Annotated in this window: 15 protein-coding genes and 1 pseudogene; 5 read left to right on the top strand and 11 right to left on the bottom strand. The window is 61.5% G+C overall.

Features of this window, described 5'->3' with window-relative positions; translation table 11 throughout:
- The first annotated feature begins 6 nt into the window (after nucleotides 1-6).
- The gene (locus HFO71_RS18350) at nucleotides 7-840 is read left to right on the top strand and encodes an SDR family NAD(P)-dependent oxidoreductase (protein WP_077981214.1); all 834 of its coding nucleotides are present in this window, start codon (nucleotides 7-9) and stop codon (nucleotides 838-840) included.
- Here HFO71_RS18350 and HFO71_RS18345 read toward each other — a convergent pair whose 3' ends face one another.
- The 3 genes and pseudogenes from HFO71_RS18345 to HFO71_RS18340 form a co-directional block, all read right to left on the bottom strand.
- Nucleotides 841-2100, bottom strand: coding sequence for an SAM-dependent methyltransferase (locus HFO71_RS18345; protein WP_077981213.1), 1260 nt, complete (start codon nucleotides 2098-2100; stop codon nucleotides 841-843).
- Nucleotides 2101-2396: 296 nt separating this feature from the next.
- Nucleotides 2397-2509: pseudogene (locus HFO71_RS36455) on the bottom strand (deoxyribodipyrimidine photo-lyase); the annotation flags it as partial.
- 152 nt (nucleotides 2510-2661) lie between these two features.
- Nucleotides 2662-2988 carry a hypothetical protein gene (locus HFO71_RS18340; RefSeq protein ID WP_025394228.1) on the bottom strand — a complete coding sequence of 109 codons (327 nt, stop codon included), beginning with the start codon at nucleotides 2986-2988 and terminating at the stop codon, nucleotides 2662-2664.
- A gap of 210 nt (nucleotides 2989-3198) precedes the next feature.
- On the opposite strand from HFO71_RS18340, the gene HFO71_RS18335 reads away from it, so the two are divergent.
- Nucleotides 3199-3516 (top strand): hypothetical protein, encoded by a 318-nt coding sequence (locus tag HFO71_RS18335; RefSeq protein ID WP_025394229.1) that lies wholly within the window; start codon nucleotides 3199-3201, stop codon nucleotides 3514-3516.
- Between the two features lie 52 nt (nucleotides 3517-3568).
- Here the strand turns inward: HFO71_RS18335 and HFO71_RS18330 are convergent, their stop codons facing one another.
- Nucleotides 3569-4054 carry an Lrp/AsnC family transcriptional regulator gene (locus tag HFO71_RS18330; RefSeq protein WP_025394230.1) on the bottom strand — a complete coding sequence of 162 codons (486 nt, stop codon included), beginning with the start codon at nucleotides 4052-4054 and terminating at the stop codon, nucleotides 3569-3571.
- Between the two features lie 136 nt (nucleotides 4055-4190).
- Between HFO71_RS18330 and HFO71_RS18325 the strand changes: the two genes are divergently transcribed.
- Both HFO71_RS18325 and HFO71_RS18320 read left to right on the top strand, forming a co-directional pair.
- Nucleotides 4191-4610 carry a DUF2000 domain-containing protein gene (locus HFO71_RS18325; RefSeq protein WP_025394231.1) on the top strand — a complete coding sequence of 140 codons (420 nt, stop codon included), beginning with the start codon at nucleotides 4191-4193 and terminating at the stop codon, nucleotides 4608-4610.
- Between the two features lie 119 nt (nucleotides 4611-4729).
- Nucleotides 4730-5407, top strand: coding sequence for an HAD family hydrolase (locus tag HFO71_RS18320; protein WP_168258296.1), 678 nt, complete (start codon nucleotides 4730-4732; stop codon nucleotides 5405-5407).
- Between the two features lie 37 nt (nucleotides 5408-5444).
- Here HFO71_RS18320 and HFO71_RS18315 read toward each other — a convergent pair whose 3' ends face one another.
- The 7 genes from HFO71_RS18315 to HFO71_RS18285 form a co-directional block, all read right to left on the bottom strand.
- Entirely contained in the window at nucleotides 5445-8102 is a 2658-nt protein-coding gene (locus HFO71_RS18315; RefSeq protein ID WP_168258297.1) for a nitrate reductase, read from the bottom strand.
- On the bottom strand, nucleotides 8103-8438 hold the full coding sequence (nirD, locus tag HFO71_RS18310) for a nitrite reductase small subunit NirD (protein ID WP_017960132.1): 336 nt from the start codon (nucleotides 8436-8438) through the stop codon (nucleotides 8103-8105).
- A gap of 4 nt (nucleotides 8439-8442) precedes the next feature.
- Entirely contained in the window at nucleotides 8443-10893 is a 2451-nt protein-coding gene (gene nirB / locus HFO71_RS18305) for a nitrite reductase large subunit NirB (protein WP_131629451.1), read from the bottom strand.
- Nucleotides 10894-10910: 17 nt separating this feature from the next.
- Entirely contained in the window at nucleotides 10911-12179 is a 1269-nt protein-coding gene (locus tag HFO71_RS18300; RefSeq protein ID WP_077981208.1) for an MFS transporter, read from the bottom strand.
- A 481-nt stretch (nucleotides 12180-12660) separates the two neighbouring features.
- Entirely contained in the window at nucleotides 12661-13941 is a 1281-nt protein-coding gene (locus HFO71_RS18295; RefSeq protein ID WP_170269140.1) for a CmpA/NrtA family ABC transporter substrate-binding protein, read from the bottom strand.
- Between the two features lie 34 nt (nucleotides 13942-13975).
- The gene (locus tag HFO71_RS18290; RefSeq protein ID WP_072638704.1) at nucleotides 13976-14563 is read right to left on the bottom strand and encodes an ANTAR domain-containing response regulator; all 588 of its coding nucleotides are present in this window, start codon (nucleotides 14561-14563) and stop codon (nucleotides 13976-13978) included.
- Nucleotides 14564-14648: 85 nt separating this feature from the next.
- A complete protein-coding gene (locus HFO71_RS18285; RefSeq protein ID WP_168258298.1) occupies nucleotides 14649-15653 on the bottom strand; it encodes a LacI family DNA-binding transcriptional regulator in 1005 nt (334 codons plus the stop codon).
- Nucleotides 15654-15881: 228 nt separating this feature from the next.
- Here HFO71_RS18285 and HFO71_RS18280 point away from each other — a divergent pair, with 228 nt between their 5' ends.
- Nucleotides 15882-17021 carry a sugar ABC transporter substrate-binding protein gene (locus HFO71_RS18280; RefSeq protein ID WP_094086164.1) on the top strand — a complete coding sequence of 380 codons (1140 nt, stop codon included), beginning with the start codon at nucleotides 15882-15884 and terminating at the stop codon, nucleotides 17019-17021.
- The last annotated feature ends 11 nt before the right edge of the window (nucleotides 17022-17032 follow it).

Genomic DNA, 17032 nt, shown 5'->3' with positions numbered 1-17032 from the left:
CATGTCATGCGTGATTTCATTGCCCATCCCGAACATGGAATCGTCTGGATTTCGGGTGCGAGCTCGGGCATCGGCCGGGCGCTTGCACTGAGGCTCGCCGGCGAAGGATACAAGGTCGCCGTGACGGCCAGAAGCCACGAAAAGCTGGTCGAACTGCAAGCCGAAGCGAATGGCCTCTCGGGCAGTATCATTGTGCTCGACGGCGACGTCACCGATGCCGAGGACATGGAACATGTCATGGCCTCCATCGAATATGAGCACGGCACGCTCGCCATGGCGATCCTCAATGCCGGCGTCTACCTGCCGGTCCATGCCGAGGATTTGAACCGCACCGATTTCGAGAAGAGCTTTGCCGTCAATCTTTCTGGCGTGGTCAACTGTCTGCTGCCGGCGATCCGCCATATGAAGGCGAAGGGGCAGGGACAGATCGCCATCGTTTCCTCCGTCACCGGCTATGGCGGCCTGCCGACGGGGGCTGCCTATGGCGCTACCAAGGCGGCGCTGATCAATATGGCCGAAAGCCTGAAATTCGATCTCGACAAGATGGGCATCCGCATCCAGCTCGTCTGCCCGGGCTTCGTCGATACGCCGGCAACGAGGAAGAATGCCTTTCCGATGCGGGCTTTGGTGTCGGTCGAGGAGGCCGCTCGGGAGATTGCCGCTGGGTTGAAATCGCAGGCCTTCGAGATCACGTTTCCGAGGCGCTTCACCACCATGCTGAAGCTCGCGCGCCTGCTCCCCTATAGCGTTTATTTCACGCTGGTGAACCGCGTGACCGGCTGGCGGGAGCGGCCGCCGTCGGCTGGTCGCCACCCGGTGACACCGCATGCGGCGGAATGATCAACGGCGCGAGAACACGACCTGGCGCACATCGATATTGCGGGCACGGAAGCCGGCCTCGCAATAGAACAGATAGAATTCCCAAAGCCGCTTGAAGCGCTCGTCGAAGCCCATCGGGCGGATGCGTTCCCAGACCGACCAGAAACGCTCGCGCCATTCGGCGAGCGTGCGGGCGTAGTCGAGCCCAAACCCGAAATCCTTGACCAGCGACAGATCGACCTTGCCGGCAAGTTCGGCGAGATGATTGCGCGTCGGCAGCATGCCGCCGGGAAAGACGTATTTCTGGATGAAGTCGGGGTTGCTGCGATACTGGTCGAAGGATTCCGGCCGGATGGTGATGATCTGCAGGCCAGCCTTGCCGCCCGGCTTCAGACACTGCCGGAGTTTGGAGAAATAGGACGGCCAGTATTTTTCGCCGACCGCTTCGAACATCTCGATCGAGACGATCCGGTCGTAGAGCCCTGCTTCATCGCGGTAGTCCTGGAAACGGAATTCCACGCGGTCATCGAGGCCGGCCTTGTGGATGCGCGCCTCGGCGAAGGCAAGCTGCTCGCGGCTGATCGTCAGCCCCGTCACCTTGCAGTTCAGCTCGCTTGCGGCAAATTCGGCAAAACCACCCCAGCCGCAGCCGATCTCCAGCACATGATCGCCAGGCCCGATGCCGGTCGCCTCGGCAAGCGCGCGGTATTTGGCGTTCTGGGCCGATTGCAGATCGTTGGCGCCTGTGGAATAGAGCGCCGAGGAATAGGTCATGCTCGGATCGAGCCATTCTCTGTAGAAATCGTTGCCGAGATCGTAATGGGCGGAAATGTTGCGCTTCGAGCCCGTCTTGGTATTGGCGTTCATCCAATGGCGGACGCGTTCGAAGAGCCGGCTGACGCCGCCTTTGCCGTGCGCATAGCTGTGCGCGGCCTCGCCGTTGACGAGGAAGAGTTCAAGGAAGGCGGTGATGTCGGGGCTGTCCCAATCGCCGTCCATATAGGTTTCGGCGACCCCGATCGTGCCGCTCGTCAACGCCCGATAGGCAAGGTTCCAATTGTTGAGGCTGAGCGCCGCCTTCGGCCCGGGCTGCTTGCCCTCGATCAGCAGCCTGCGGCCGTCGGGGAGGGTGAGGGCGAGCGAACCGTGCTGCATGCGCAGAAGTCCGCGGAGCGCCAGCTTCGCCTTGAAGGGCAGACCCTTCACCAGACGGGATATGTTTTCCCCCGTCAGCGTCACCGCGTCACGGGCCAGCAGATTCCAGTCCTGCGCCTTGCTCATCTCTCCTCCTCCAGCATTTTTTGCCGGTTCGGGACGACGATACATCCGCGACGATGTACTCGGGCGGCCTCCGGCCATTGCATGAAAGGCTACCGCATAACTCCTGAAATCGGAACCGATTTGAGGATAAGATTTTGCAGCAGTTGAAAGTGCTGCAACATCGCTTTGCGCGTGTGAAAAACGCGCGTGCTGATATGTCATTCCGCCACGTGTGCAAGCGGGCGGGGCGGCCGGACGCCGACTTCAGGCGGAGGCGCCGGACGCCTGGCGTGGCGTGAGCTTTCAGCCGCAATTCACGGGATGATCGGCCGCCCGGAGAGGTGGGCTGCGTTGAGAGCCTCGTTGTCGTCAAGGGACGCAAATCCTTGCGAAACCAAAGGATAACCGGTTTTGCCGCGTCCCTTGCCAATGAAGCGTTCCCTGACTGTGTTCTTCAACTGCCACGGATGTACGGAACGCCCCGATCAAAAATTTCATTGCGAACGAAAAGCTTTCATCGCTGCCATGACATGGATAAGGCCGGCGTGAACCGGCCTTTTCCGGGAGCGGAGAACCGCCTGCTTAGTTGTCGTATTCGCGGCACGCTTCGCTGATCGAGGCACCGCTCTGGCCGCCGCGCGTGTCGACGCCGGACATCTGTCGCGGCATGCCGGGGCATTCCATCGTCTGCGGGCGGCCGATGCTCTGTGTCGTCGTCGGATCGACCGGCGAGACGGGTACCGGACGAATGCCGTTGTCATCGTTAGTGTAATCGGATGAATAGGTGCCGGAACCGGGATCGGTCGAGCCGCCATTCGTTGGCCCGATCGGACTCGGGTTAGACTGGGCAAAAGCCGACGACGCCATGCCGATCGCGAGCAGCGAAGCGGCAATAAGGGATCTAGACATGGGATATCCTCCTTGGATTTTCATCTTGGATGACCCTGGGGTAACTGCCTGATGGAACCATTGTTCCGAAATTTGCAAAAAACCTGGCGGACCCTACGGCTGATCCCACGTGGTTACGCATAAACCTTAACGGTCGAAGCCGCTGGATCGGCGCGCTTACCTGCCGTAGTTGCATGATGAAACGCTAAAAACTTGCAGCACGAGGCCGCTATGTTCGTTTCTCCGCGCGAGGCCGCAGATCTCGGTCTTCAGATTGCGCTTTCACTCGCCTTGACGGCAAGCGGGATGGCGATTGCGTCCTCTGCACTGAGCGGCGAGAAGGGCCGTATCTCCGCGATTGACGTCAGCCGCCCCTCGCTCTGGACCGCCGCTCCCGTGCGCGTCGATGTCACCACGCAGACCTACCTGCGTGCCGACGCTCCAGCCGGGCTGGAACTCGCCGGCACCGAGGATGATCTGTGCCACGATCCGATCGGTCTCCGGCTTTCCTGCGACCTGATCACCACCACTGCCAGCACGGCCTTCTAGCCGGCGGGCTATCCGGAGGCCGCAGACGGAGGGAAAGGGGCAGGCGGTTACTTCAGCGCGAAAGGCTGGCGGCCGATGCCTGAACAGGCAGGATCGTCGATGCCTTGATGTCCTTCAGCACAAACATCGTGTGCATCTCTTTGATGCCGGGCAGACGACGGATTACCGTCATGGCGAATTCGGCGTAGCTGTCGAGATCAGCCGCGACCACCTGCAGCAGGAAATCAGCCTCGCCGGCGATGGAATAGCAGGCGATGACCGCCTCCAGCTCACCAACCTCGCGCTCGAACCGCTCGGCTTCGTCATGCGAATGCGTGTCGATCTGGACACGCACGAAAGCCAGGACGCCGAGGCCGACGGCGCGGCGATCGACGACAGCCTGATAGCCGCGGATGACGCCTGCCTCTTCCAGCTTTTTTACCCTGCGCCAGCAAGGCGAGGTCGACATTCCCACGCGTTCGGCAAGCTCCTGATTGGTGAGCCGCCCATCGCCCTGTAGCGCCTTCAATATGCGGATATCTCCCGGCTCAAATTCCATGATCGGTATGTCCTTTCGAGTTTTATCGATTAACGGGAAGATCTTACCTGATTTGGAGGCGAGATGTCAGGAATAGGCAGGACATTTCTCTGCCTTTCGATAGGTTGAGGACTTCGAACAGAGAAGGAGCGGACGGATGATGGTTGAGGATTGGCGTGTCGCGGTGATTGTCGAACCGGGGCTGCCAGTTGGCGAACTCGCCAATACTGTTGCGGTGCTGTCGATCGGCCTTGGTGCTGCGGCACCCGCGCTTGCCGGTGCGCGGCTGACCGATCATGCCGGTCGGGCATTTCATGTCAGTGCCAATAAGCCGGTTCCGGTGCTACAGGCCGCGGCGACCGATTTGAGATCACTTCTGCTGAAGGCGCTGCCGGCCCCTGAAGGTGCGCTGGTCGTGCCATTCCCGCGTTTTGCCCGCGCGCTGCACTTTTATGCCGATTACGAGGCTTCGATGCCCGAACGCGACCTCTCTTCGGAAATTATCGACGGCGTCGGGCTCGCCGGCCCGGCGAAATGGATCCGCTCGCTGACCGGCTCGCTAAAGCTGCTTCGTTGATCCGTTTGGCCGGGCGTGCGGATAGGCTCGTCCTGGGAAAGCTTGCAAAAGGCCATGATTTGCCGTTTGATCGAACGATACGACGACCATCCGACACTCCTCCTTAAAAGGATCCGCCTTTGTCCCTGCCGATGCCCCGCGGCTTCGAGAAGCCCTATGCCGCCTTCCTGTTCGATATGGACGGCACCATCCTCAATTCGATCCGTGCGGCCGAGCGTGTATGGAGCGACTGGGCGAGGCGTCAGGGGCTCGATGTCGCCACCTTTTTACCGAAGATGCATGGATCGCGCGGCATTGACACGATCACCCGGCTGAACCTGCCTGGAGTCGATCCCGAACATGAATCGAAGCTGGTGACCGAGGCCGAGATCGCCGATGTCAGCGACGTTGTGGCCATTCCCGGCGCCGCGACCTTTCTGAGTTCACTGCCCCCGGATCGCTGGGCGATCGTCACCTCCTCGCCATTACGCCTTGCTCACCGGCGGCTGGAGGCAGCAGGCTTGCCGGTGCCGAGATTCATGGTGACGGCGGAGGACGTGAAGGTCGGAAAACCCGACCCGCAATGTTATATTCTCGGCGCCGAGCGCCTCGGCGTCAGCACGCAGGATTGCCTGGTGTTCGAGGATGTCGCAGCCGGCATTACCGCCGGCGAGGCGGCGGGTGCCGATGTCATGGTCATCACGGCAACACATCACCAAAAGATGGAGACGCCGCACCCGACGCTTTCATCCTATGACGAGATCTCGGTCCGCATGTCCTTCGATCACAGGATGCTGATCGTCCCGAACGCGGCCTGACAGTGCTCCGGCTGCGTCCTGCTTGCTTTTGTGCGGTTCACTCCGCGGCTGCGGCAAGACAGCGATCGATGATGCTGCCGATTTCGCTGCGGCAGGAGCCGCAATTGGTTCCAGCGCTGGTTTCTTTGCCGACCGCCTCGACGCTGTGACATCCGCCGCGCACGGCAGCCGCAATCTGGTTGACCCCGACACTGAAGCAGGAGCAGACGGTAGCGCCTGGATCCGGCCTGCCTGCGCCGGGACGACCCGCAACGAGCGCAAAGCGTTTCCTGAGGTCGCCATGCGAGGCGGAGAGCTGCGAGATCGCCCAGTTGCGCGCGACGGCAACGGGCTCGCGTGCCAGAAACAGCGCCGCAAGCAGGACCTCGCCATCGAAGAAGGCGAGCCTGAGGTCGCCGGATTGCCGGTCGGCATAACCAAGCGGTTCGATCTCGGCCGGAATGGCGAAAACCGCCCGGCACCAGGCCGTCCAGTCTTCGACGGTTTCGCCGAAGGCAAGCTCAAGCCGCCAGCCGCCGGCGGCTTTTGCCAGCGCCCAATAGGCGGCGTCGGGCGTAGCGGGTTTTGTGGCGGAGACGGCGAAACCGTAATGGGTGGCGCGGAAGGGCCGGACGGCGACGGCAACGTTCTTCGACGCCGGTTGACCAGAAATGGGGTCGGTTACCGGCGCGACCACGGCGTCGATGCGCGCTCTTGCGGCGAACTGGTCGTTCCAGTGCATCGGCGCAAAGATGCCGCCGCGCGCCTGGCGATCGGTCACCAGCGCCCGCACGATTGCCTTGCCGTGCGGGCTGTCGATCTCGACGAGGCCGGCGCTTGATATACCGGTCTCGATCGCGTCGCGCGGATGGATTTCGGCAAAGGGTTCGGCGATATGGGCGGAAAGCCGCGCGCTCTTTCCTGTTCGCGTCATCGTGTGCCACTGGTCGCGGATGCGCCCGGTATTCAGCGTGAAGGGGTACTCGGCATTGGTGCGATCGGTTGCGGGCGGTTTGACCGCGACGAAGCGCGCCTTGCGATCGGGATGGAAGAAACCGCCTTCGGCGAAGAAGCGGGTGATGCTCGGTTCTGTCCCTGCCGCCTGCGGCCACTGGAAGGGCGACAGTTCGTCATAGGCCCCGCCGCTCATGCCGGCGCGCGCGCCGATGTCGAAATCGCGGCTGCCGTTATTTTCGAAGGCGGAAAGCGCGGCGTGTTCGGCGAAAATTGCGGCCGGCGCGTCAAAATCGAAGGCGGCGGCAAATCCCATGCGGCGTCCGATCTCCGCAAGCTGCCACCAGTCGGCCCTTGCATCGCCGGGGATATCAAGAAACGATCGTTGCCTTGAAATGCGCCGTTCGGAATTGGTGACGGTGCCATCCTTCTCGCCCCAGCCGAGCGAGGGCAGAAGCACATTTGCGTGCCGGGTCGTATCCGTCTCTTTCAGGATGTCCGACACGACGACGAAGGGACAGGCGGCGATCGCGTTTTCGACACTGTCGGCATTTGGCATCGAGACGACGGGATTGGTCGCCATGATCCAGAGCGCCTTGATGCGTCCGTCGGCCACGGCTTGGAACATGTCGACCGCCTTCAGGCCGGGCTTTGCGGCGATGACGGGCGAGTCCCAGAAGCGCTGCACGCGGTCCCGATCTTCGGTGTTCTCGATCGCCATATGGGCGGCAAGCATATTGGCGAGACCGCCGACCTCGCGTCCGCCCATGGCATTCGGCTGGCCGGTCAGCGAAAACGGTCCCATGCCGGGACGGCCGATGCGGCCGGTCGCCAGGTGGCAGTTGAGAATGGCATTGACCTTGTCGGTGCCGGAGGAGGATTGGTTGACGCCCTGGCTGTAGCAGGTCACGACCTTCGGCGTCGTCTCGAACAGCCGGAAGAACTCCCTGATCTGCATGGCGGGCAGGCCGGTCCGTTCCAGGAGATCGTTGATATCGAGCGCGGCGGCCGCCGCAAAAGCGTCGCCGAAACCATCTGTATGGGCGCCGATATAATTCTGGTCGATTGCCGGACTGGTCGCCAGATGGGCAAGCAGTCCCATGAATAGCGCAACGTCGCCATCAGGACGGATGGCGAGATGCAGGTCGGCGATGTCGCAGGTCATCGTCCGTCGCGGATCGATGACGACGATCCGCATGTTTGGCCGCGCCATCTTTGCGGCGGCAAGCCGTTGGTAGATGACCGGATGACACCAGGCGAGGTTGGAGCCGGTCAGGACCACCAGATCCGCAAGTTCGGTATCCTCATAGGTCCCGGGCACCGTATCGGCGCCGAAGGCGCGGCGATGCCCCGCCACGGAGGAGGACATGCAGAGCCTTGAATTGGTGTCGATATTGCCGGAGCCGATGAAGCCCTTCATCAGCTTGTTGGCGACATAGTAATCCTCGGTCAGCAACTGGCCGGAGACGTAGAAGGCAACGGAATCGGGCCCGTATTCGGCGATCGTTTCAGAAAAACGGCGGGCGACCAGATCAAGAGCCTCGTCCCAGCCGCTCCGTTCGCCTTCGATCTCGGGATAGAGAAGCCGGCCATCGAGATCGATGGTTTCGGCAAGGGCTGAACCCTTCGAGCAGAGCCGGCCGAAATTCGACGGATGCTCGGGATCTCCTTTGACGCTGACTGCGCCTGCCTCGTCGACCGTGGCGATAACGCCGCAGCCGACACCGCAGTAGGGACAGGTGGTCTTGACCTCAGCCGCCATCTATTCCGCCGCCATCATCAGGCTTTCCAGAGCGATGAACAGCCTGCCGTCTTCGTTCAGCACCTGTATCGTCCGGACCTCGCCTTCGTCGGCGCCGAGCGCCTTGCCTGTTTCCAGCGAGATAACCCAGTTGTGCAGCGGGCAGGTGACTGACTTGGCGTGGACGATGCCTTGGGAGAGCGGGCCGCCCTTATGCGGGCAGTGATCCTCGATGGCGAAGACCTCGTTTTCGGCCGTGCGGAAGACGGCGATCTTGCCCTGCGGCGTCTTCACGCAGCGCGCGCCGCGCAGCGGGATGTCGGAGATGTCACCGATTGCGATCCAGTTCATGTCCATCTCCTTATTCTGCAGCCTGCGGATAGCCGATCGTCGCCATCGGCTTGAACTCATGCTTATCCTTGCCGGAAACACGCTCCGACCAGGGATCGACCTGAGCAAATTTCTGGGAGAAGACGAAGCGTTCGTAATAGGCTTTGCGCTTTTCGGCGTCACCCATGATCTGGCGGCGGATTTCCTCCAGGCCGACGCGCTTGGCCCATTTGTAGATGCGCTCGAGGTAGCGGGCCTGCTCGCGATACATCTGCGTCAGGGCCACGATATGCTCCAGTGCCTCGTCCTCAGTCCGCACAAGCCCGAGGACCTCCGTGCCCTTGATGTCGAGACCGGCCGCACCGGCGAAATGGATCTCGAAACCGGAATCCACGCAGATCACGCCGATGTCCTTGCAGGTTGCTTCCGCGCAGTTGCGCGGGCAGCCGGAGACGGCCATCTTCAACTTGGCCGGCGTCCAGGAGCCCCACATGAACCTTTCGATCCGGATGCCGAGGCCGGTGGAATCCTGCGTGCCGAAGCGACACCAGTCGGAGCCGACGCAGGTCTTCACGGTGCGCAGACCCTTGGCATAAGCCTGGCCAGAGACGAAGCCGGCCTTGCCGAGATCGGCCCAGACGGCGGGCAGGTCTTCCTTCTCGATGCCGAGCAGGTCGATGCGCTGGCCGCCGGTGACCTTCACCATCGGGATCTCGAACTTGTCGACGACATCGGCGATGGCGCGCAGCTCGTTCGAATTGGTGACACCGCCCCACATGCGCGGAACGACGGAGTAGGTGCCGTCCTTCTGGATGTTGGCATGCACGCGTTCATTGATGAAACGCGACTGGTAGTCGTCGGCATATTCGTCCGGCCAATCGCAGACCAGGTAATAGTTGAGCGCCGGGCGACATTTGGCGCAGCCGCAGGAAGTCTTCCACTCGAGCTCCTGCATGACGGCAGGGATGCTCTTCAGACCCTTGGCCTTGATCAGCCGGCGAACGTCGTCATGGCCGAGTTCGGTGCAGGTGCACATCGGCTGGACCGCAGTCGGATTGTAGCTGTCGCCGAGCGTCAGCGCCATGAGTTGTTCGACGAGGCCGGTGCAGGAACCGCACGAGGCGGATGCCTTCGTGTGGGCGCGTACGTCGTCGAGCGACGTCAGCCCCTTGCCTGAAATCGTCGAAGTGATCTTGCCCTTGCATACGCCGTTGCAGCCACAAATCTCCGCGTCATCCGGCAAGGCTGCAACGGCCGCCATAGGGTCCAGCGGCGACCCTCCCTGATAGGCCTGTCCGAAGATCAGCGTCTCGCGCATCTCCGAAATATCGGTTGCCTTCTTCTTCAGGTCATTGAACCAGGCACCATCGGCGGTTTCGCCGTAAAGCACGGTGCCGATAATCTTATTGTCCTTGAGCACCAGACGCTTGTAGACGCCGGCGCTGGCATCGCGCAGCACGATCTCCTCGCGGTCGTCGCCGTCGGCGAAATCGCCGAGCGAATAAAGCTCGATGCCGGTGACCTTGAGCTTGGTCGGCGTATCCGCATGAACGAAGGCGGGCGAGCGATCGCCGGAAAGATGCGAGGCGGCGATACGGGCCATTTCATAGAGCGGCGCAACGAGGCCATAGACCATGCCGCCCACCTCGGCGCATTCGCCGAGCGCGAGAATATCGCCATCCGAGGTCTGCATGCCGGCATCGACGACGATGCCGCGATTGACCGCAATGCCGGCGTCCTTCGCCAGGCCCACACTGGGACGGATGCCGACGGCCATCACGACCAACGTTGCCGGGATGATACGGCCGTCGTCAAGCTCGATGCCCTCGACCTTGCCATTGCCGACGATCGCCTTGGTATTGGCCTTGCAGATGACCTTGATGCCGCGTTCCTCGACTGCCTTCTGCAGCAGGTAACCGGCGGCGGGGTCGAGCTGGCGCTCCATCAGCGTCGGCATGACGTGCAGTACGGTGACGTCCATGCCGCGCTGGGCAAGACCGGCCGCTGCTTCCAGGCCAAGCAGTCCGCCGCCGATGACGACGGCCTTTTCGCGCGACTGGGCGGCAAGCAGCATCGCCTGCACGTCGTCGAGATCGCGATAGGTGATGACGCCGGGCAGGTCCTTGCCGGGAACGGGGATGATGAAGGGCACGGACCCAGTTGCGATCACCAGCTTGTCGTAGCTTTCGGTGACGCCGTGGTCGGAGGTGACGGTCTTGGCGGCACGATCGATGTTGACGATCTTGTGGCCCTTGTAGAGCATGATGCCGTGCTTGATATACCAGCCATCGCCGTGAATGATGATCTGCTCGTAGTCCTTTTCTCCGGAGAGAACCGGCGACAGCATGATGCGGTCGTAATTGACGCGCGGCTCGGCATTGAAGATCGTAACTTCATAGCGTCCGGGCGCCTGCTCGAAGAGGTGCTCCAGCATGCGCCCGGGCGCCATGCCATTGCCGATGATGACGAGTTTTTCGGTCATATTTCCAGGTCCTTAGATCAGGTTGCAGCCACGGGCGCCGAGTGCCCTTGGCGCGACAGTTGCTTTACGGACAGGTGCATCCAGATGAGAGAGATCACGACGATCGCAAAGAGCAGCAGGAAACAGCTGGACCAAAGGCCGGTCATGTCCTTGAGGAGGCCAAAGGCAATCGGAAGGATGAACCCGCCAAGGCCGCCCATCATCCCGACGACGCCGCCGACGGCGCCGACGTTGTCGGGGTAGTAGGCCGGGATGTGCTTGTAGACCGCAGCCTTGCCGAGGCTCATGAAGAAGCCGAGCACGAAGATGACGACGATGAAGATGAAGGGGGTGATACCAAACGCCGGACCCGTCCCGGACGCGTCGGCGGCCGGCAGCGAGAGGATGAGGGTGGCGACGGCCGAAACGGCAAACATCGTATACATCACGCTGCGCGCACCCTTCTTATCCGACAGCACGCCGCCGAAGGCGCGGAAGATGCTGCCCGGGATGGAGTAGGCCGCGGCGATCATCCCGGCCGTCTCCAGGTTGAAGCCGTAGACGCCGACCAGGTAGCGCGGCAGCCACAGCGACAGGGCGACGAAGCCGCCGAAGGCGAAGAAATAGTAGAGCGAGAAGCGCCAGACCTGAACGTTCTGAAGCGGCGCGAATTCCTCGACGAAACTCTTGGTGGCAACGCGGCGTTCGCGGCGGAGACGGAAGGCCGGATCATCGGTCGTGGTGAACCAGAAGACGATTGCCATCAGCGCCAGTCCGACGGCCCAGATCTCCGCAACCGCCTGCCAGCCCCATGCGATCAGCACGAAGGGGGCTGCGAATTTGGTTACGGCCGCGCCGACATTGCCGGCACCGAAGATGCCGAGTGCGGTTCCCTGCTTCTCCGCCGGGAAAAAAGGCGAGACATAGGCGACGCCGACTGCAAAGGAGCCGCCAGCGAGGCCGACGCCGAGGCCGGCGATCAACATCTGCGTATAGGTCTGGGCGTAAGAGAGCAGAAAGGTCGCCAATGCGGCGGCCAGCATGGTGAGGGTGTAAACGAGACGGCCGCCGTAACGCCCCGTCCAGATGCCAAGAACGATGCGCACAAGCGAACCGGTGAGCACGGGGGTGCCGACCAGCAATCCGAACTCGGCCTCGTTCAGGCCGAGATCCTGCTTGATGCGAATGCCGATGATCGCGAAGATCGTCCAGACCGCAAAACAGAGGGTGAAGGCTACAGTGGAGATCCACAATGCCTTGGCTGGTTCGCCGGCGGACATGGGCTGTGATTTCTCGATGACAGACATAACTTCTCCGAGGCCGACAAGGTCGTGCCAATCCATCGCTGAGGGTTAAAACAAAAAAGCCGCTGGTCAGGACGCGCATACACGAGGTGCGCGAAATATCCTGATCAGCGGCTTTGCTGGTGGCGCCCGCCGTTGGACGCCGAATTCTTAGGCCTTCTGGCCCATTTGCCTGAAGGCAATCCGTTGGCCAGATTGCTCAAGCTAAAACCTACCTCTTCAATCTGAAGAGCAATCTCTGTGTCTACCGTGAGCGTCTACCGCGCGCTCATTCTGCGCTGATCGTCATTGACCGGTGCTATTAAAGACGATGCAAACTGCGTGCCAGTTTGGCTGCCTGCGTTCAAGTCACTGAATGCAAAAGACATTTATGAAACGTGCCGCCTGCTTGTTTTTCGGGCCGCCACCCGCTGATGCAAATATTTTGTGCGCTTGACATGAGGCGGGCAGATGCTTGCTGGTGTTTTGTGCAGGCCGGCATCGGTTAGACCTCGTCGTCGCAAACGAAGGCGAGGGCGCTTTTGACTGCAAAACCTGCGACATAGTCCGGCAGCCTCGCCGGGTCGAAGACGTGGCCGTCCATGAAACGGTCGCCCTCGGCACTGCCTTCGATCCGGATATCGGCATCTTCGGGTGCGTTGTCGTCACCGAGAGCAGCGCGATAGAGATCCGGGCGGTAGGCGGATGCTGCGGCCCTTGCCATGTTAAGGCTGATCTCGGCCTGTCCCCAGCGGATCATCTGGCTGTAGATCCACAGCGCCTGGCTTGGCCGGGGATAATTGGCGAAGCCGGAATGGAACATGAAATAATCGGCGATGATGCGGCGGTTACCCTTTGCGTCGAGGCTGAATTCGCCGGCGAGCACACGGCGAATGATTTCGACGGGGGCAGCGATATAGCGCGGGTCGGCAAGAGCCGCCGCCAGCGCGTCGTGATTTTCCGGCCGGTCGCACCACTGGGCTGCCGCATCGAGCGCCACGATCAGCCTGGAAACGGTTTCCGGATGGCTTTCCGCCCAGTCCGGCCGCATACCGATCACCTTTTCCGGTGCCGACGGCCAGATATCCTGTTTGGCGGCGACGATGCGGCCGACGCCGCGCTCTGAAGCAACCATGTTCCACGGCGCGCCGACGCAGAAACCGTCGATCGCACCGGCTGCCAGCGCATCCGAAGTCATGGGCGGCGGCACGACGATGAGCTTGACATCCCTGTCGGGATCGATGCCGCCAGCTGCCAGCCAGTAGCGGAATTCGTAATTATGCGAAGAGAAGGGGTAGGTGACCCCGAAAGTCGGCAGCGGCTCGCCGCGGGACTTCATTACCGCCAATGTTTTTGCCAAGGCGCGGGCATTGTCGAGCGCGCTTGCCGTTTCCGGCAATCCCACGTCATTCCGCATCCTGTCGAAGAGCCGCGTCGACAGCGTGATCGCGTTGCCGCCGCGCCCCAGCGAAAACGGCGTGATCGTCGGTGAGGGATTGGAGCCGAGACCGAGCATGGAGGCGACGGGCATCGGCGACAGCATATGGGCAATGTCGAACTGGCGGAATGCCAGGCGGTCGCGCACATTCGCCCAGGAGACGTCCTTGACGAGATCGAGCGTCAGGCCTTCCTTCCGCGCGAAGCCAAATTCTGCCGCCACAATCAGCACCGATGCATCGACGAGCGGAATGAAACCGGCCCGCAGCACTTTCGGTCCTTCGTTGTTCACCCGCACGGGCGAGGGCAGCTCGCCGCCGGAATTGGAGGTCGTTGTCATCATATCCACTCCGGTTTCCTCCGGAAATTCATCAGCTCGGCCATTACATCAACAGCCCCGCGGCAGTGACGACGCTCTGGGCGATTTCCGACATCTTCTTCTTTTCGTTCATCGCTGTCTGGCGCAGCAGGGCGAAAGCCTCTTCCTCCGACAGGCCGCGCATCTTCATCAATATGCCCTTGGCGCGCTCGACCAGCTTGCGTTCCTCAAGCGCGGAGCGGGCATCGGCAAGCTCCCGCCGTAGCCGGTTGAAGGCATTGAAGCGGCTGACAGCCATGTCGAGGATCGGTTTGACGCGTTCCTTCTTCAATCCGTCGACGATATAGGCCGAAACGCCGGCATCGACTGCAGCCTCGATCGAGGCCGTGTCGGACCGGTCGACGAACATGGCGATCGGGCGGCTGACGGTGCGCGTCAGCTGGAACAGATGCTCCATCATGTCGCGGTTGGGATTTTCGATATCGATGATGATCACATCGGGCATCAGCGTTTCGATGATTCGCGCGATGCCGTTGACCTCATGCACGACGGTGACGCGCGTATGCCCTGCCTCGCGCAGGCCTTCTTCGATGATGGAGGCGCGAATGGCATTTTCGTCGATCACCAGAATTGTCAGATCGAGATGCGTCATGGCTATATTCATGACGCAGTGCAGCAAATTTGGCAAGCGCGCCAGCCTGAAAAGTGTGCAAAAACTAAGTATGCATAATATATGATCAGGTTGCCGTGCTTTCGCGCGGAATCAAGGCAAAGCCGAGGTCGATCTGCTCGGCCCTCGATACCACGGAGGAATTCAACGCGGCAAGCACCCTTTCGGCCGCGAGTTTTCCGGTTTCGAAACGCCGGGTCGCGATCGAGGAGAGGGAGGGTGCGGCGCAGGCGGCGAATTCCAGGTCGTGAAATCCGATGATCGAGATGTCATCGGGCACACGGATGCCGCGTTTGCGGCATTCCTGCATGGCCCCGAGCGCCAGATTGTCGTCAGTGCAGAAGATCGCCTCGGGCACGTCGCCACGTTCATGCGTCATGGCGAAGAGGTCGGAGCCGAGTGCCACGTAGCTATGGCGTGGCCTCTCGGCGATGATCTCCAGATTCGGCAGCTCCGCCTCCTGCATCGCCAGCCGGTAGCCGTCGAAACGCGACTGGGCGCGGTGGTCGAGATTGCCGGTCAGGAAGGCGATCCGGCGGAAACCCCGTTCGATCAGGTGCTGCGTCGCCGTCTGCCCGGCATGCTCCTGCGACATGCCGATGTTAAGGTCGATCGGGTTTGGAGAAAGCTCGAAGGTCTCGACAACGGGCAGACGAGCCTGGGCGAGAAGCTGACGCGAGAGCGGCGTGTGATGAGTGCCGGCGATGATGATCGCCTCCACCCTTTGCCCGAGTAATGCCTTGATGGCGTTTTCCTCCTCGATCTCGGAATAGCGGCTGTTGACGACGATCACCTGGAAGCCGGCGGCGACCAGCACCTCGTGAAGCGCAAACAGATATTCCGCGAAGATAACGTTGTAGAGGGTCGGAACGATGACGCCGATCGCATGCGTGCGCGAGGAGGCGAGGCGGCTCGCGGCAATATTCGGCACGTAGCCGAGTTCCTTGACGGCGGCATCGACGCGCAGCCGCAGGCCTGGCGAGACCGCATCGGGCTTGCGCAGCACCCTCGAAACCGTGATCGGGCTGACGCCGGCAAGATTTGCCACGTCATCAAGTGTTATCCGCCGCATGCAAGTCCCGCCATTCGTCCCATAATATTGATTCTCATATTCTTTAAAAATAGAGAATATTTGCTCATTGCTGTAGTTGACAGCGCTAGCAGATACGATTTGACAGCGCTGTCAACTATGTTAACCTAAAATTGTACCGGAAAGGGACGGGGTGGAGCCTTCCGGGACCAAGTATGCAAATCAAAGCATAGGAGAGGCGGCTCGGTCCGCCTGAGGAGGAGAACATTCATGCTTAAGGTGAAAGAAGCCAAATTGGCTCGCATTGCCGCGTTTTCCGTATCCGCGCTTGCCCTGCTCTGCGGCGCGGCCAGCGCGGAACCGAAGGTCGTGTCCGGCCCGGCCGCCGAGCCCGGCTGCATGGTGCCGTGGGCAGCCGACACACAGTTCCTGCAATATCCGAAGAAGGACGGCCCCTATCGCATCGCGCTCGCCAACGGCTATATCGCCAACACCTGGCGTATCCAGATGGTGCAGACGGCCAAGGCCTACGCCGCCCAGCCCGATGTCGCGGCCAAGCTGAAGGAGTTCAAGGTCGTTTCCACAGGCGAGGATGTGCCGGCGCAGATTTCCGCCATCAACAACTTCATCGATGCCGGTTATGATGCCATCGTCGTCAACGCGCAGAACCCGACCGCCTTCGGGCCGGTGATCAAGCGCGCCAAAGAGGCCGGGGTCGTCCTCGTCGCTTTCGACAATATCCTGGACACCAAGGACGCTATCAATGTCAACGTCGACCAGAAGGGGCTCGGCGTCCTCTGGGCCGACTGGCTGGTGAAGCATCTGCCGAACGGCGGCAAGGTGCTGGAAGTGCGTGGCGTCGCCGGCACCTCGGTCGATACGGATCGCCACAACGGCATCCACGAAACCCTGGACGCTTCGGGCAAGAAGTTCACGGTAACCGAGGTCGTCGGAAAATGGGATGACGGCGTTGCACAGAAGGCAACCGCTGACGCGATCGCCACCAACGGCCCGTTCGACGGCATCACTGCCCAGGGCGGCGATACCGGCGTCGTTCAGGCGATGATCGATGCCAAACATCCCTTCGTGCCCTTCGGCGGTGAGACGGAAAATGGCTTCCGCAAATTCTGCGCTGCCCATGCCGCCGACGGCCTGAAGTGCTCGTCCGCCGGCACCGGCCCGGCCCAGGTCGCCGTCGCCATCAAGACGGCGATTGCAGCCCTTGAGGGTCAGGTCGTGCCGCAGGCCGTCAAGCTGCCGACCGCGGTTGTTTCGGATCCTGATTTCAAGGAAGGCGAGGATTATTATCCCACCCAGTCCGACAACTTCTTCGTCGGCAATTCCTTCCCCACCTGCGGCATTAATTTCAGCGCTCAGGAAATCATGGGGCAGTCCAAAGAGAACCAATAGCAGCCGTCCTC

Origin of the sequence: Rhizobium laguerreae (assembly GCF_019778565.1) — a bacterium.
Lineage (GTDB): Bacteria > Pseudomonadota > Alphaproteobacteria > Rhizobiales > Rhizobiaceae > Rhizobium > Rhizobium laguerreae.
The sequence above is the reverse complement of the archived record's forward strand: the minus strand, read 5'-3'. Positions and strand labels throughout refer to the sequence as shown.

What these genes read in the sequence shown, in the direction of transcription:
- HFO71_RS18350 (WP_077981214.1), top strand. Translation starts at nt 7, where the DNA reads ATGCGTGATTTCATTGCCCATCCCGAACATGGAATCGTCTGGATTTCG.
- HFO71_RS18345 (WP_077981213.1), bottom strand. Translation starts at nt 2,100, where the DNA reads ATGAGCAAGGCGCAGGACTGGAATCTGCTGGCCCGTGACGCGGTGACG.
- HFO71_RS18340 (WP_025394228.1), bottom strand. Translation starts at nt 2,988, where the DNA reads ATGTCTAGATCCCTTATTGCCGCTTCGCTGCTCGCGATCGGCATGGCG.
- HFO71_RS18335 (WP_025394229.1), top strand. Translation starts at nt 3,199, where the DNA reads ATGTTCGTTTCTCCGCGCGAGGCCGCAGATCTCGGTCTTCAGATTGCG.
- HFO71_RS18330 (WP_025394230.1), bottom strand. Translation starts at nt 4,054, where the DNA reads ATGGAATTTGAGCCGGGAGATATCCGCATATTGAAGGCGCTACAGGGC.
- HFO71_RS18325 (WP_025394231.1), top strand. Translation starts at nt 4,191, where the DNA reads ATGATGGTTGAGGATTGGCGTGTCGCGGTGATTGTCGAACCGGGGCTG.
- HFO71_RS18315 (WP_168258297.1), bottom strand. Translation starts at nt 8,102, where the DNA reads ATGGCGGCTGAGGTCAAGACCACCTGTCCCTACTGCGGTGTCGGCTGC.
- nirD (WP_017960132.1), bottom strand. Translation starts at nt 8,438, where the DNA reads ATGGACATGAACTGGATCGCAATCGGTGACATCTCCGACATCCCGCTG.
- nirB (WP_131629451.1), bottom strand. Translation starts at nt 10,893, where the DNA reads ATGACCGAAAAACTCGTCATCATCGGCAATGGCATGGCGCCCGGGCGC.
- HFO71_RS18300 (WP_077981208.1), bottom strand. Translation starts at nt 12,179, where the DNA reads ATGTCTGTCATCGAGAAATCACAGCCCATGTCCGCCGGCGAACCAGCC.
- HFO71_RS18290 (WP_072638704.1), bottom strand. Translation starts at nt 14,563, where the DNA reads ATGACGCATCTCGATCTGACAATTCTGGTGATCGACGAAAATGCCATT.
- HFO71_RS18285 (WP_168258298.1), bottom strand. Translation starts at nt 15,653, where the DNA reads ATGCGGCGGATAACACTTGATGACGTGGCAAATCTTGCCGGCGTCAGC.
- HFO71_RS18280 (WP_094086164.1), top strand. Translation starts at nt 15,882, where the DNA reads ATGCTTAAGGTGAAAGAAGCCAAATTGGCTCGCATTGCCGCGTTTTCC.